Origin of the sequence: Paraburkholderia sp. BL18I3N2 (assembly GCF_003001875.1) — a bacterium.
GTDB classification, from domain to species: Bacteria; Pseudomonadota; Gammaproteobacteria; order Burkholderiales; family Burkholderiaceae; genus Paraburkholderia; species Paraburkholderia phytofirmans.
Genome location: NZ_PVNC01000001.1, coordinates 808,849 through 822,927, shown reverse-complemented (window position 1 = coordinate 822,927; position 14,079 = coordinate 808,849). Strand labels below are relative to the sequence as shown.

General features: G+C 62.8%; 13 protein-coding genes and 1 pseudogene. 4 read left to right on the top strand and 10 right to left on the bottom strand.

All coding sequences use genetic code 11. The features are described from left to right. Nucleotides 1-256 precede the first annotated feature (256 nt). Together B0G75_RS03780 and B0G75_RS03775 are read left to right on the top strand one after the other, a co-directional pair. Nucleotides 257-706, top strand: a complete 450-nt coding sequence (locus tag B0G75_RS03780; protein WP_106300738.1) for a hypothetical protein — start codon at nt 257-259, stop codon at nt 704-706. A gap of 785 nt (nt 707-1,491) precedes the next feature. Continuing rightward, nucleotides 1,492-2,262 (top strand): DUF4410 domain-containing protein, encoded by a 771-nt coding sequence (locus tag B0G75_RS03775; RefSeq protein ID WP_106300736.1) that lies wholly within the window; start codon nt 1,492-1,494, stop codon nt 2,260-2,262. A gap of 98 nt (nt 2,263-2,360) precedes the next feature. Here the strand turns inward: B0G75_RS03775 and B0G75_RS03770 are convergent, their stop codons facing one another. The 4 genes from B0G75_RS03770 to B0G75_RS03750 form a co-directional block, all read right to left on the bottom strand. Further along, nucleotides 2,361-3,038 (bottom strand): dihydrofolate reductase family protein, encoded by a 678-nt coding sequence (locus B0G75_RS03770; protein ID WP_106300734.1) that lies wholly within the window; start codon nt 3,036-3,038, stop codon nt 2,361-2,363. A 190-nt stretch (nt 3,039-3,228) separates the two neighbouring features. After that, nucleotides 3,229-3,852 (bottom strand): RNA polymerase sigma factor, encoded by a 624-nt coding sequence (locus B0G75_RS03765; protein WP_106300732.1) that lies wholly within the window; start codon nt 3,850-3,852, stop codon nt 3,229-3,231. 27 nt (nt 3,853-3,879) lie between these two features. Then, nucleotides 3,880-4,911 carry a MerR family transcriptional regulator gene (locus B0G75_RS03760; RefSeq protein ID WP_106300730.1) on the bottom strand — a complete coding sequence of 344 codons (1,032 nt, stop codon included), beginning with the start codon at nt 4,909-4,911 and terminating at the stop codon, nt 3,880-3,882. Between the two features lie 853 nt (nt 4,912-5,764). After that, a complete protein-coding gene (locus B0G75_RS03750; RefSeq protein ID WP_106300726.1) occupies nt 5,765-6,862 on the bottom strand; it encodes an NADH:flavin oxidoreductase/NADH oxidase in 1,098 nt (365 codons plus the stop codon). 87 nt (nt 6,863-6,949) lie between these two features. On the opposite strand from B0G75_RS03750, the gene B0G75_RS03745 reads away from it, so the two are divergent. After that, nucleotides 6,950-7,279, top strand: a complete 330-nt coding sequence (locus tag B0G75_RS03745) for a helix-turn-helix transcriptional regulator (protein ID WP_106300724.1) — start codon at nt 6,950-6,952, stop codon at nt 7,277-7,279. Between the two features lie 39 nt (nt 7,280-7,318). Here B0G75_RS03745 and B0G75_RS03740 read toward each other — a convergent pair whose 3' ends face one another. Further along, on the bottom strand, nt 7,319-7,750 hold the full coding sequence (locus B0G75_RS03740) for a response regulator (protein ID WP_012426285.1): 432 nt from the start codon (nt 7,748-7,750) through the stop codon (nt 7,319-7,321). A 433-nt stretch (nt 7,751-8,183) separates the two neighbouring features. Next, nucleotides 8,184-8,492, bottom strand: a complete 309-nt coding sequence (locus tag B0G75_RS03735) for a DUF4148 domain-containing protein (RefSeq protein ID WP_106300722.1) — start codon at nt 8,490-8,492, stop codon at nt 8,184-8,186. Nucleotides 8,493-9,135: 643 nt separating this feature from the next. Between B0G75_RS03735 and B0G75_RS41965 the strand changes: the two genes are divergently transcribed. After that, nucleotides 9,136-9,408 (top strand): DUF4148 domain-containing protein, encoded by a 273-nt coding sequence (locus B0G75_RS41965; protein ID WP_106300720.1) that lies wholly within the window; start codon nt 9,136-9,138, stop codon nt 9,406-9,408. Nucleotides 9,409-9,475: 67 nt separating this feature from the next. Here B0G75_RS41965 and B0G75_RS03725 read toward each other — a convergent pair whose 3' ends face one another. The 4 genes and pseudogenes from B0G75_RS03725 to B0G75_RS03710 all read right to left on the bottom strand — a co-directional run bounded on the left by B0G75_RS03725 (nt 9,476) and on the right by B0G75_RS03710 (nt 13,693). Then, on the bottom strand, nt 9,476-10,921 hold the full coding sequence (locus tag B0G75_RS03725) for a heavy metal sensor histidine kinase (protein ID WP_106300718.1): 1,446 nt from the start codon (nt 10,919-10,921) through the stop codon (nt 9,476-9,478). Continuing rightward, nucleotides 10,918-11,598: a heavy metal response regulator transcription factor IrlR gene (gene irlR, locus B0G75_RS03720; RefSeq protein ID WP_106300716.1), complete on the bottom strand. Its 681-nt coding sequence runs from the start codon at nt 11,596-11,598 to the stop codon at nt 10,918-10,920. The genes B0G75_RS03725 and irlR overlap by 4 nt, the downstream gene beginning before the upstream one ends. Before the next feature lie 73 nt (nt 11,599-11,671). Beyond that, a pseudogene (locus B0G75_RS41140) lies at nt 11,672-12,124 on the bottom strand (efflux RND transporter permease subunit); the annotation flags it as partial. An 18-nt stretch (nt 12,125-12,142) separates the two neighbouring features. After that, entirely contained in the window at nt 12,143-13,693 is a 1,551-nt protein-coding gene (locus B0G75_RS03710; protein ID WP_106300714.1) for a SulP family inorganic anion transporter, read from the bottom strand. Between the last annotated feature and the right edge of the window lie 386 nt (nt 13,694-14,079).

Here is a 14,079-nt window from a genome sequence, read left to right as displayed (position 1 = left end):
GTCCGCAGGAACGGACGGGTTCTGGGGTCGGACGGCACATCGTTCAATCATGCGCCATCCGGAAACAATGCGCCAGCGGGCACACCCTGGCTCCCACGATGCCGTCGGCGGAACTTGCCGGACACCGGCCGCGCGCCGGGAAAGGCGAAGTAAGTTACAAGGCAGCTTCAGTAACCCTACGAATCGGCAGGTCGACTATCGTTGCTCATGTGCCGGCGCACTGTAGCGCCGGCGCTGTCTCGATGGGAGCGAGTTCATGAAAAAATCAATCTTGAGCGCGGCGTTGTGCGCCGTGCTGACTCTGGCCGCGACGGCCGCGTTTGCCCAGGAAGCGCCGCCGCCCGCGGCCCCTCAGTCGCACGGCGAGCCGCAGCACGGCGACGGGCCGCCGCCGCATGGCCGGATGGGTCCGATGGGCCCCGGCTTCGCGGTGATCAACGATCTGGAGCAGTTGCGCCGCCTCTATGCCATGAGCGGACGTCAAGGTGAAATCGTCGCCGTGTATCACGACGTGCTGAACAAGACGCAAGATCCGATGCTGCGTCACTACGTGTACGACTCGCTGGCTCGCGAGCAGTTGAAGCCCGCCAATCCCGATCAGGCAATCGCGACGCTGCGCACCAGTCTGTCGGAAGACCTCGCCGCGGCGAACAAGGCGCCGCGCGGCGGGCCGGGCGGCATGCCGCCGCCGGCTCAGGCGCAGTAATTCTCGCGAGGGTATGGCGGCGCAAGTCTCGCCGTGACGCCGGCACATACATGTAGGACGTGGTCGGTCCATGCCCTGCCTCACTACCGCGTGGCTCGCCAACTGAGTGACCGCTCGACACGCATGCCGACCCGTTCGCGCTCGGGGTTTTTTCCGCCATACGGCAAACTCACGGCAACTTGTACGGAGCGTTCCTGATTGGAAGCGCTCCCGCCTGCGCGCCGTCTAACCATTCAGCACACTGCGTTAGCTTTCCCACATTGCCGCTTCACTGACCACTTCTCATCCTCCGTCAGGTGATTAGGATATGAGCACTGCAACACTGGTGCCCTGGTGAAGAATGCGCTACCCGCTGAATCTGGCCGTCGCCGCCGTCCTGCTGGTTTTTGTCCTCGCCTGCATCATCAAGCTTGCCTTGAACTGATGCCCGATACGGACAGCGTCACCCGCACCGTTGCACGACCTCACGCCGCTTGCCGGCGAAGTCGATCCCCATCCGCACATCCTCCTTTTTCCCGCCGCGTCCGCTGATTCTCGCGACCCGCGAAAGCCCCACGCGACACCGCTCCGCGCCATGACATAGGACGAAATAATTGTTGAATGGAGTTCGGGAAGTCACGCGCCCATACTTCGTTTCGCTGCCGGTGCGTACGAAACAAAACGCATGAGATCAAGGGTGCTTCACGTGCGACACGTTTCGCCGATGATCAACGATCCTACGGTTGCCCGATCATCGAAGAACCGTTCGAACATTCCGGCACCGCGTGCCGACGACAGGATCAACAATGTTGCCTACTTCAACGAAATCCCTCAGAAAAAATGCCGCCCGTCTGGCGTGCGTGACGATGGTCTTTTGCAGCGTGCTGCTGACCGGTTGCGCCGGCAGCAGCATTAAAGATGCGAGCGCGGCGAGCACGCCGGTCCAGGTGCGCCCGGACAACATCTATGTCTACACCTTCGACGCCAATCCGGATCAGGTCAAACTGGACGGCGGCATGATGCAGAAAGTGAAGACTCAGATCGAAGGTTCGTCCGCGGCGCAAAAGCAGGCCGCCGATGCCGCCGAAGTCCGCGAGCAGGTCGCCAACGAAATCGTGCATCAATTGCAGTCGATGGGTCTGCGCGCGATCCGCTCGGATATCCCCGCACCCGCCGATCAGAACGTGCTGCTCGTGCAAGGCAGCTTCAATACGATCGACTCGGGCAATCGCCGTCGCCGTATGTTGATCGGCCTCGGCGCGGGCAAGAGCCAGGTAAGCAGTTCGGTGCAGATTCTGTACAAGCCCGCGGGCGGTGCGCCGCGTCTGGTGCAAACCTTCACCGCCAACGCGGACAGCGGCAAGGCGCCGGGCATGGCCGAGACGGCGGGCGTGGGCGCGGCGGCCGGCAGTATCGCGACATCGGCGGCGGTGGGTGGCGGTCTGCACGCGGTATCCGAAACCAAACGCGCCGGTGTGTCAGCGGACGCGAAACGCCTCGCCGATGCGGTGGCCAAGCAGATTGGCGAGATCGGTGTGAATGGCGGATGGCTCTCGACGGAACACATCAAAGGTTGATAACGCATTAGCCGGCGTGTTGAACCGGAAGAATCATGAACAGCGCGGCAGAGTTGGAATTCGATCCGACTCTGCCGTTCGGTTTTCAGGCCTGCGCTTCAGGCCTTCGTATAACGCAGCCACACTGCACCGTGTTCCTTTTGTTCGACGGACGTGAGCTTCAGATACGCGGGCGCTCGCCACTTCTCCATGGCCACTTCGAACGAGGAAGGATGTTCGCTGCGGCCATCCACCAGCGGCAAAATCAGCACGCTGACTTCGTCGACGAGACCCGCGTTCACGAACGCGCCGCTCACATGCGAGCCGCCTTCCACGATCAGCTTCTTCACACCGAGTTCACGCGCCAGTGTTTGCACGACCTTGCCGAGATCGAGTTCGGTCTTGCCACCGAACACGTATGACACGCCGATCGATTGCAGGTAAGCGAGGTAGTCGTCGGCAACCTGTTCGGTCAGCACTTCGATCACGTGCGACTTGAGCGCGGTGTTGCTCTTCCACGCCACGCGGCCCTGCGGATCGATGGAAATCGCGTACTGATCCGCTTTGCGTTCGACGAAGTGATCGGTGCGCGGCACGGCGCCCTTGGCGAGCCCTTTCGGATAATCCGTGCCGTGCGCAATTTCCTGCATCGTGACGCGCCCGCAGATCCAGCCGTCGGCTTCGAAAGTGGCCGCCGTGTTTTCGTACAGGTCCGAAGCATAGTCGAGGTGCCAACCGTCCGTCAGGCTGCGGCCGTCGAGCGAGGACATCATGTGAGCGACGATATAAGGGTTCATGCGTCAAGCCTCCGTGTCAGGTCATTGAGAAGACCTTGCAGCAAGGGCCGTTCCGCAGCCGCGTTGATGGCTTGCTGACAATGCACATGGGGTCGGTCGAGCGGCAAGCGGGCAATTCATCGGTGACCATTCGCAGCATGCCGCAGCGAATGCACGACGCGACGCGACGTGGCGCCGCGCGGCCAGCGGATCAATAAAAGCCGCCGTGATGCGGCGCAGGTCGCGCATCGGCCATGGCGCGCAGCGACTCCAGTCCGCGGCTGATCCAGCTCTTGACCGTACCGACCGGTGCATCGAGCGTATGCGCGATCTCCGATTGCGACTGGCCCCGGAAATAGGCGAGCGCGATCGCCTGACGCTGAACCGGAGCCAAACGGCCGAGATAGGAGGACAGACGTTCGGCATCCAGCGCGAACTCCTGCCACAGGTTTACGTCGGCGTCGCTCGCGGCGATGCGCTCGTCCAGCTCGTCGACATACACGCCGGAATACGGATTGCGCCGCAAATAATCGAGCGCCTGATTCTTCACGATGGTCGACATCCACGTGGACGGCGAAGCCTTGCCCGGGTCGTACGAACCGGCGAAGCGCCAGATCTTGATGAAGCCGTCCTGCACCACTTCTTCGGCCGATTCGCTGGTGCGGGTGACGCGCACCGCGAGGCCGAACAGGGACGGCGCCGACGCCCGGTACAGCGCCTCGAACGCGCCGGCTTCGTGCCTTGAAACGCGCTCGAGCAGCGCCGCGAGATACGCGCTCTTCTGATCCAGTGCGGACGCGCCGATAGTCGCGTCGGTCGAAGCATCATGTGACATTGCACATCCTCCGGGACGGTGCGCGCGCTATTCCTGACCGGCCTGCGGCGACTGCGATCCGGCAAACCAGCCCTCTTCGCGCGCGACACGTTCGAGCGCCGCCTCGACCATCGCGCAAGCGCGGTTGCTGACGTCGCCGAGATAGCGGTGCAGCGCGGCGTCCTGCGCCGAGCGCGACGTGCAAGCGTCGCTGTAGCGCTCGAACGCCGAGAGCTTCATGACCAGTTCCGCCAGGTGACGCGGACATTCGCACGCGATCGTCGAAGAACGGCCGGCAATCACTTCCAGCTCGCGGTCGTCGTAGCGACGGCGCACGCGCGACCACACGGCGTCGTCGCCGATGCGTTCCTGAATGCGCACGCGTTCGCACAGGTCGCCGAGCATCTGACGGAATTCTGTCCGGCTGTCGGGCTCGCGATAGAGACGCACGCCCGCCACGCGCAGAATCTCCGCCGCCGAGCCGGTGCCGAAGCTGTAGACGACCGCGATGGCTTTCGCGCGAACCGCGTCGCCGAGCGCGATGATCTGCGACGCAATGTCTTCTTGCAGTGAGTCGACGCTGACCAGCAAGGCGTCGATCGGCGCGCCGCGCTCTCCGCTCGTGCCGCCATCTGCCGCGGCGATGGAGAGATCGGCAAACGTGATCAGCTCGTTCACGCCATAGGGCCGCAAATCGACGCCCGACGCCCGAAAACGCTGCGCAAGGCCGCCGCCCACGAGGGCGAGCCGGAGATCGACGGACTCGACCAACGGGAGGTCAGTCGCGCCGCCGCTCTCGCGTCCGCTGCGCGCAGCGAGAAATTGCAATTGCTCGCGATCGAGCCGCGCGATCGCGCCGATCGCATGGCCGCGGCTCACCAGCAGTTTGATCAAAGTGAGTCGCCTGACGTCGTCTTCCGTGTAGAGACGCTGGCCTGACGCGGTTTTAGCCGGCCCGACCACGCCGTAACGGCGCTCCCAGATCCGCAAGGTGGTGACCGGCATCTTGGCCAGGCGCGCTGCCTCGCCGCTTCTGTAGCCCTGTTGAGCCGGTTGTTGTTCGTCCGACGAAGTCATCATGAAACCCTAAATCGTTCAATTATCGATTCAAGCATAGTTCATTTTGAATGACACGAAACGATTTAGCGACTCATAGCCCATAATTGAAACGGTATTTTGATGCACTATGATTCTTGACATCACTCACGCAGTTCATTTCCTCGCCCGGACGACTACTCAAGACGCCCGTGAGGCGCGGCCGGCCGCCGCTCCGGCCAGCGTCGCACAGCATGCTGGAAGTCTTTCAGCGCTGCGGCGGACCGAGGCCGGCTGCGTGGACCGCGCGCCGCTGGCGTCGCGCGGATGGTGCGCCGGACGGCGATCCCGCGCCAGGTTGCGTATGGTGCGACGCGGATGGCTTGGGTTTGTGTGGCGACTGGCTGAACGGCGGCCGAGTGGAAGGCGCGTCGTTGAGCGGCAGAGCGCTCGGCATGAGATGCTGCGGGCGCTGCATTTGGTTAGCGATTGGGGACGCCAAGCTCAGCGGCTGCGTATTCAGCGCTGAATGCTGGGGCGCTGCAGTCGGTTTAGCGATTGGCGACGCGGCGCTGAGCGGCTGGTCATTCCACGCGAAATACTGCGGGCGCTGCAGCCGGTCTAGCGATTGGAAGCCCGGCACAAAGCGGCTGCGCATTCCGCGCGAAATGCTGCGAGCGCTGTAATCGGTCTAAAGGTTGGAAATGCGGCGCCGGAGTGCGGAGCACCCGGTGCGAACCATCGCGCGCGCTGCGGTCCATCGAGTGCGTGCTCCTGGACGCGGCACCGCGCGCTCGCCTGGAAGCAGAATGAAACGCGCCACCCGCCCCGGCGCATTAAGCGGCCGGAGCCAGGAGGCGCGATCGGCACAACAAACTGGACGCGAAAACTCGGCCGCTCAAGCGACCTTATAGCGTTCCAGCCAATGCGCATAAGGCGCCGGCAACGTCCACGACGGACGCTCGATGCCGAGCTTTTTCGCCGCATGATACGGCCAGTGCGGATCGGCCAGATGCGCACGGCCGACCATCACCAGGTCCAGTTGCCCGTCCTTCACCGAACGATCCGCCAGTTCCGGCGTGTCGATACCCCACGCCGACGAAACCGGAATCCCAGCCTCGCGGCGCACGCGCTCGGCGATCGGCGCGAGAAACGCCGGCGCCCACGGAATCGCCGCCGTCGGCGTGGAGAAGCCGACGCTGACGCTCAGCATGTCGAGGCCTTCGCGCTTGAAATTCTTCGCCAGTTCGATCGATTCGACGAGAGTTTCCTCGTCGCGGCCGTCGTACTCGATCACGCCGAAACGCGCCGTCAACGGCAGATGCTCCGGCCATACCTTGCGCACCGCCGCCAGCGTTTCGAGCAGGAAGCGGCTCCGGTTCTCCAGGCTGCCGCCGTAAGCGTCGTCGCGCTGGTTGGAGTGCGTCGAAAAGAAGCTCTGGCCGAGATAGCCGTGCGCGAAATGCAGTTCGAGCCATTCGAAGCCCGCGTCGCGCGCACGCTTCGCGGCGGCGACGAAATCTTCGCGAACGCGCGCGATGTCGTCGAGCGTCATGGCTTTCGGCACCTTCGGCAGATTGCCGCCGAACGCGATCGCCGACGGCGCAATGGTTTGCCAGCCGCGGCTGTCGTCGGCGGCGATGTGGTCGTCGCCTTCCCACGGACGGTTGGCGCTGGCTTTGCGGCCCGCATGGCCGATCTGGATACCCGGCACCGAGCCGGCCGCCTTGATCGACGCCACGACCGGCGCGAACGCCTGCGCCTGCTCGTCCGTCCAGATGCCCGCACAACCCGGGGTGATGCGGCCTTCAGGCGACACGGCCGTCGCCTCGACGATCACCAGACCCGCGCCGCCGCGCGCCAGACCAGCCAGGTGGATGCGGTGCCAGTCGTTGATCACACCGTCTTCGGCGGTGTATTGGCACATCGGCGGAATGGCGATCCGGTTGCGCAGGGAAACGTCTTTGAGCTTGTACGGCTGGAACAATGCGGACATCAGGCTAAACTCCTCTGGACTTGCTTGTACGGTAGTTCGATAAACATCGAATAACGAAGTATCGCAGAAACCTTTATCATTTGCAGGATGCGCACCTATAACCACCCCGCCGCCGAGGATTTCGCGCTCGGGCGGCTCTTTCATGCCCTGAGCGACCCGGTCCGCCTCGAGATCGTGCGGCGCCTCGCGTCGGTCGACGAGGCCACCTGCGGCGAACTCGACGGCGGACGCCCGAAGTCGAGCGTGTCCCATCACTTCCGGATCCTGCGCGAGGCGGGTCTCGTGCGCACGCGCGTGGCCGGCACCGTGCATCAGAATTCGCTGCGGCGCGCGGAACTGGACGCCCGGTTTCCGGGCTTGATGGAGGCGATTCTCAAGCAGATCGTCGCGGAACCGGCGGAGAGCGAGCCGGCTTGACGTCAGGGTCCGGCGTCGCGCGCGCGACGATCCGCGCCTCTATTCGCGCCAAAGCTTCCGCATCAGCGCGAGCAACGCCGTTGGGGCCGTGCCTTTTTGACAATAACCGTCGAAATTGTGACGTGCCTTGCCGGTTTCCTTCACGTGATCCTCGTCGAGCGATGTGAACGCGACAATGCCCAGACTCTGCGTCGGCAGATAGCTGCGTAGCGCGCTCGCGGTTTCATAGCCGTCGCGCTCCGGCATCATGATGTCGAGCACCACCACGTCGGGCACCCAGTCCCGCACGCAGCGCAGCGCCTGCTCGCAGCCGTCGGCGGCGCGAGCTTCGACGCCTTCATAAGAGAGATACGTCGCGAGCGCTTCGGCCGCACCGACGTTGTCGTCGACGACCAGCACGCGCGGCAATTCGTGCAATACCCGGATCTCACGGGCGCTCCACCTTTGGCAAGTAGCGGGGGTTCGGGGCATAGGCGTGACAGCTTGCGATAAAAACCCTTAGCTGACAGCAAACCGCGTACCAACGGGCGGGGAATGGGTGTCACGATATCGGAGACGCCGCCTCGACCGCATCGGACGCCGCTCCTTCACGTGCTGCGCATACATGCCTGAGAGACGGCGGCGAGCAGGCGCAACGGACGGGATTGCAACAGTACCGTCATCAAGCCGGCAATGACGACCGGACCGCGCTTATGGCGCGTCGCGTCGACCAGCGAGCCTGCGGCGTTTGACGATGCATTTCGCACGGTTGACCGCTAGAGCGCGCCGCGCGGCGAACGGTTCGGGCGTATCGGCTTCAACATGCGGACGAGGGCACTGGCGACAAATTCCGGAACGGGCGCCAGCCTTATCAACCCGTATGCCGCGTACGCGACGCCGCGAAACGCGAGCGCCGCACCGTCCATCACGGATGGTTGTACATCGCATTCCAATCCGAACTGGAGACAGGCGCGCGTCCCGCCTCCGACGAACCGCTCGCGCTGCCGCCGAAACCCGTCGCGGCATGCCGCGCCGCCACCCGTGCTTCGGCGGCCTGAATATCGGCCGGATAGTTCGGGTCTTCACCTCGGCCCGGGTTATAGCCGGCCTGTTCGAGTTCAATCAACTCGGCACGCACTTGCGCACGAGTGACAGGCGAGTTCGTTTGGGCAAACACCGCAACCGGCGCTGCAAGCACAGCGGCAACCACAACGGCTTGAATAAGGGACTTCATGACGACGACCTCCAGACTTCGCTTTGTTCTGCTACGAACAGCCCTGTTCGTAATTCAGTGACGACAGTCTAGAAAAGTCGGTGCTTGAGAATAAGTGCCGTGCGTGGAGAGGATTGTTCTGGAATGTGGATAAAGCGCGGTTGGGCCTCTTTTTCTCGAAACGAAGGCCGGTGCGCAGGCAGCGTTACCGGCGTGGAAAAAGACACCGATGCGTCTTCACATGGAGATCCGGATTTCCGCACCGATGGCCCGCATAGTCGATCTGCTCGCCGAGTGCGAGGTCCATGGCGGCTTATGCGTGGACGTCGATGGATTAACAGCATCCGCCGGCTTGCCACTGCCGCCTGCACGTGCCGCGAGGCTTGCGGCAGGGATCGCCGTCAAGGCGGATCTTTGCAGTAACGCGCGCATGCCGCCGCCTCATCGTCCGCGGAAAAGATGAGTCATGCTGGTCCGCGAAGGTCGCTGCCAGCATCACGCGAATATGACAAAAATCTCATGCAGCCGGCCGCCCGATTGCCGTTTCGTTGCTACCGCATGTCCTGACATTTTTCTCATGTTTTGGTCACGATGGCACACCGCCGGCGATTCACACTGGGCTCACGAATCGCCAAACGGCGGTCGTCACCCAGGAGATTTCAACATGAATGCTGCAAGACTCTTCACTCTGTCAGTCGCCGCGCTGACGATACTCGGCGCGGCCTCGCATGTCGCGCAGGCACAAGGCAAGTCTCGCGCTGAGGTGAAACAGGAACTGGCTCAAGCGCAACACGCCGGCTTGATTCCATCGAGCAAGACACAATACCCGCCAGACGCCAGGACGATTGCCCGCAACAAGCAGACACACGCCATTGCGTGGCATGGTCATAAAACGACGCCTTCAGTGGATCAGCATGACAAGCTCTCAGCGAAATAACGACATGTGCCGCCGGTACCACCACGCCCGGCGGCATGCGCGCCTGTTGCCGTCGAACGGGGCGTGCTCACGCTTTGCGTGCGGCGTCGCGTCCTGGGCGCGCCGCCATGCCGTGGCTTGAGTAACCATGGTTGGGAAAGCGCAGCCAGAAGCAGGTGCGTACATGTGGCCGGCTTTCGCAGCCGCATTGCCCTCCGTGGCTCGTCATGATCGACTTCACGATGGCAAGGCCCAGCCCTGTGCCCGATGCCGAACCGTGCCGCGAAGGGTCCACACGATAGAACCGCCGGAATATATGTTCGAGATGGCGAGCTTCGATTCCCGCTCCCGAATCCGACACGCTCAGCGTGGTCCAGTCCTGCTCCTCCTTGCAGTCGACGGTAATCGTGGTCCCTCGCGGCGCCTGCGCGAGCGCATTCGAGAGCAGGTTGCTGAGCGCGCGTTGAAAGAGCAGCAGATCGGCCAGCACCGTGCCCTCGCCCGTCACCTTGATCTCGACCTGCGCATCTTCGGCCACGGTCTCGTAGTAGCCGGCAACGCGCTCGGCCTCCGCGACCGCGTTGAGTGAACGCAAGGACGGGGGCGCATCAGGCTGATCGGAACGTGCGAGGAACAGCATGTCTTCGATCATGCGCGATAGCCGCCGATACTCGTCCACACTGGATTCGATGACGTCCCGGTAGTCCTCCGCGCTGCGACGCTGTGACAACGCTACCTGAGCAGCGGCAAGCAGATTGGTGAGTGGCGTGCGCATATCATGCGCGAGATTGGATGAGAATTGACTCAGCCGTGTGAACGATTCGTCGAGCCGCGCGAGCATGCCGTTAAAGGCCTGCTCCAGTTCCTTCAACTCGCCCGACGCATGCAATTCCGGCAGTGGTTGCGCGAGACCACTCGTCGACATCGCCTCTGCCCGGGCCACCAGCCTGCGCAGCGGCAGCAGTCCCACCAGGGCGATGCCGTATGCGAACACGGCGGCTAAATGCACACCCAATACTTCGATGGCCACCGTGGTGTAAGCGTACACGCGCAACAGCGCTTTATCGCCAGTGCCATCGTATTGGATGGCGACGAGCACCGGCGGTCCGATCCCGCCATTGAGCGCCACGCTCTGCACCAGGTATCGAAGATTCGAACCCGCGCGCGCCAGCGCCGCGGGCGCACCCTGCAGCACGATTGCCGCAATCGGCGCATACGGCTTGAACCCCGCCGTACTCAACAGGCGCTGGCCCGCTGTATCGTAAATGGCAAGCGCCATGTGCGGATGCCCACGCAGACGGTCGATCACCGTCTGCGCATTGCCGGCAATGGAATGCACCGTCGGAGTCCCGGCCAGATGCGTGCGTAGCGCCGCCATCGTGCCGGACATCTGCTCGATCGAACTCGACTCGAGGCAGTTGCGCAGCGCGTGATATAGCGCAAGCCCGCTCAGCGCGAGGATCGCCGACGTAGACAGGATGATGAGAGCAGTGAGCCTTGCACGCAGCGTACGTGGCACCACGCGCCTGATCAATTGCCGCCGCCGCGGTTTTCCAGCACATAACCCATGCCTCTCACGGTGTGAATGAGCTTGGGTTCGTAGGCGTCGTCGATCTTGGAGCGCAGTCGCCGGATTGCCGAATCGACCACGTTCGTATCGCTGTTGAAGTTTATGTCCCACACTTGCGACGCGATCGTTGCGCGCGGCAGGATTTCCCCTTCCTTGCGCATGAGCAGCCACAGCAGCGTGAATTCCTTGGCGGTGAGCAGGATCACGTCGTTCTGCCGGGTGGCCTTACGCCGCGTCAGATCCAGTTCGAGATCGGCGACCCTCAGCAACGCGGATTCGCGTGGCTTGCCGCGCCGCAGGATCGACCTCACGCGCGCGATCAGTTCGACGAAGTCGAACGGCTTCGCCAGGTAGTCGTCGGCGCCGAGCTCCAGGCCTTTGACGCGGTCTCCCACGTCGTCGCGCGCGGTGAGAAACAGCACCGGCGTGCACCGTTTGCGGCGCAGGTTTTGCAGCAGCGTCCAACCGTCCTGTCCCGGCAACATCACGTCGAGGATCAGCAGATCGTAGTCTCCCGTCTCCGCCTGATGCTGGCCCGTCACACCGTCTTGTGCCCAATCGACGACATATCCCGCCTCAGACAAGCCCTTTCGCAAATAGGCGCCGGTCTTCGGCTCATCTTCCACCAGCAGAATCCGCATTGCCACTACCTCGAAAAAATGCCCAACCGGCGCAGCAACTGAGCGGGCGAGGTCTTCACTAGCCAGATCGATGCGACAGCACGGTGAACCCGACTGCCGCGGGGATGGACGGCGGAATGGCCCTCAACCAGAGTGACAGCATGCCGCCGCTCAATGCGAATGGAATACCCGTGAAGACCAGCAAGCCATCCTTAGCATTATTAAACGTGATGAACTGCACGACAAACACCATGAGGAGACGCCAATTTGCAGCGGTCCACGTTGACGGTGAGAACCGGCAAGCCGCTGGTTTGTTCAACCTCGACCTCAGCAGCGCCTGGCACTTTCTGCAAGGCCGCCGCGATCTTTTCGCCCGTGTCGCTGAGCACCGTCATGTCGTCGCCGAAGAGTTTTACCGCGACACCGCTGCGCACGCTAGAGATCAATTCGTCGAAACGGAGTTATATCGGTGGGAAACTTCGTAATTCTTTCCCGGCAATTCCGCAAGAACGGCTTCGATTTGCGCAACGAGTATGTCGCGCGACTTCTACCCCACCGATGCGGATCACTGCCTGCGCAGGAACGCCCCGAAGCCCCGCAATCCGGCGCGCTCCTCGACAACTGACCCCAACTGCCGACACTCGACCTGAATGCCTCGCGCGGGAGCGTTTTTCACAAATTCATCGATCAGTTCGCGCGCGTCCGGGTCGATGAAATCCGCGCGGCTGCCGTCGAGTATGACCGTGGCCCGATCGGGAATTGCCTTCAGATGTTCCTTGAGGCTGACCTTCGCGAGAAACGACACGTCCTTGCGCAATGACAGCAGGAAGTGGTCATCATGCTGCGCCATGGTGATTGGCCGCCGCATGTGCGCATGAATGGCGAACGCGACGCTGCACGCAATCCCGATCACGATGCCCATCAACAGGTCGGTCAGCAGCACGGCGGCGATCGTAACGACGAATGGTGCGAAACGCGCGAAGCCCTGTCTGGCGGCATCCGCGAACATCGACGGTTTGGCGAGTTTCAGCCCCGTGAAAATCAGAATGGCGGCGAGACTCGCGAGCGGAATCAGATTGATCACCGCTGTCAGCGCGAACACGCTCACGAGCAGCAATACGCCATGCACGACGGCCGACCAGCGGCTTTGCGCACCCGCTTCGACGTTCGCGGAACTGCGCACGATCACGGACGTGATCGGCAGGCCGCCGATCGCACCGGCCACGATGTTGCCGATGCCCTGCGCCTTGAGTTCGCGATCCGGCTGCACAGGGCGTTTCTTCGGATCGATTTGCTCGACGGCTTCGAGACAGAGCAGCGTTTCCAGACTCGCGACGATCGCGATCGTCATTGCCAGGCGCCAAACGTCCGGATTCAGCATATGCGTCAATTCAGGCCAGTTGAACACCTTGTCCAATGCCGCAAACGAGGCCAGCGACGGCAGCGACACGCGATGCTCGAGCGGCGGCGCGAACCCCGGAGCAACGAAGTCGAGCAACAGCGTGACCGCAATACCGAACAATACGACCGCCAGCGGCGCGGGCACATGGCGCACGAACGCGAAGCGTCGCGCGGCCCTGGTTTCCCAACTGGCGAGAATGGCCAGCGACACGAGCGCAATCGCGCATGCGGCCACGGACATTGCGCCGAACGGCGTGACGATCGTGCCGCTGGTCACACTGGCGCTGCCGTCGGCCAGGCCTGCCGCGAGCGGCGCCTGTTTGATGATGAGCAACAGGCCGATCGCCGCCAACATGCCCTTGATGACGGAAGACGGCACATAGGCGGCAAAGCGGCCCGCCTTGAGCAGGCCGAATCCGAACTGCATGGCGCCCGCCAGCAGAACCGCTATCAGAAACGAGGAGAAACTGCCGAGCCTCGTCATCCCGTCGACGACGATCACCACGAGCCCGGCCGCCGGACCGCTGACGCTCAGATGCGAACCGCTCAGCAACGCGACGACAAGGCCGCCGATGATGCCGGAAAGCAGGCCGGCGAACGGATCGACGCCGGATGCATTGGCGATGCCGAGACACAACGGAAGTGCGACGAGAAAGACGACAGTGCCGGCAAACATGTCGCGAGGAAACGATGCAAACTGTTCGCGTAGATTCATGATGATTGTGTATCCAGACGTTTCGTACAAGCTGAAGATGAGACAGGCACTCGAAACAGCGCAAGTCGGTTACCTGAATTTAATGGCCACAGGGTGCGTGTACATGACTGACAAATGAGAAGTCCGTCACGTACGCGTGATGGTCAATGAGCTTGATGAAACAGGTCTATGAGCGAGCGGTTGCGCGACGGAGCGAACGAGACGCTCTGTCGGATGTCCGTGTCGTTGATGCTGGACAGGCCGCTCCGGTGGAGGCCCGGAACATGTCTTCAAGTAGTTCTATCGTGCCGATTCGACCGCGCCATGGGTGGGCATTGGTACGGGTTCGGCCCCGCGACGGGCCGCTCGCTCATGGACAAGAACAGCGGCGAATTCGGTGCGACAGG

Coding starts and splice junctions, on each gene's coding strand:
- B0G75_RS03740 (WP_012426285.1), bottom strand. CDS start 7,750: ATGCCCCGAACCCCCGCTACTTGCCAAAGGTGGAGCGCCCGTGAGATC.
- B0G75_RS03750 (WP_106300726.1), bottom strand. CDS start 6,862: ATGTCCGCATTGTTCCAGCCGTACAAGCTCAAAGACGTTTCCCTGCGC.
- B0G75_RS03710 (WP_106300714.1), bottom strand. CDS start 13,693: ATGAATCTACGCGAACAGTTTGCATCGTTTCCTCGCGACATGTTTGCC.
- B0G75_RS41965 (WP_106300720.1), top strand. CDS start 9,136: ATGAATGCTGCAAGACTCTTCACTCTGTCAGTCGCCGCGCTGACGATA.
- B0G75_RS03770 (WP_106300734.1), bottom strand. CDS start 3,038: ATGAACCCTTATATCGTCGCTCACATGATGTCCTCGCTCGACGGCCGC.
- B0G75_RS03760 (WP_106300730.1), bottom strand. CDS start 4,911: ATGATGACTTCGTCGGACGAACAACAACCGGCTCAACAGGGCTACAGA.
- B0G75_RS03745 (WP_106300724.1), top strand. CDS start 6,950: ATGCGCACCTATAACCACCCCGCCGCCGAGGATTTCGCGCTCGGGCGG.
- B0G75_RS03780 (WP_106300738.1), top strand. CDS start 257: ATGAAAAAATCAATCTTGAGCGCGGCGTTGTGCGCCGTGCTGACTCTG.
- B0G75_RS03765 (WP_106300732.1), bottom strand. CDS start 3,852: ATGTCACATGATGCTTCGACCGACGCGACTATCGGCGCGTCCGCACTG.
- irlR (WP_106300716.1), bottom strand. CDS start 11,598: ATGCGGATTCTGCTGGTGGAAGATGAGCCGAAGACCGGCGCCTATTTG.
- B0G75_RS03735 (WP_106300722.1), bottom strand. CDS start 8,492: ATGAAGTCCCTTATTCAAGCCGTTGTGGTTGCCGCTGTGCTTGCAGCG.
- B0G75_RS03775 (WP_106300736.1), top strand. CDS start 1,492: ATGTTGCCTACTTCAACGAAATCCCTCAGAAAAAATGCCGCCCGTCTG.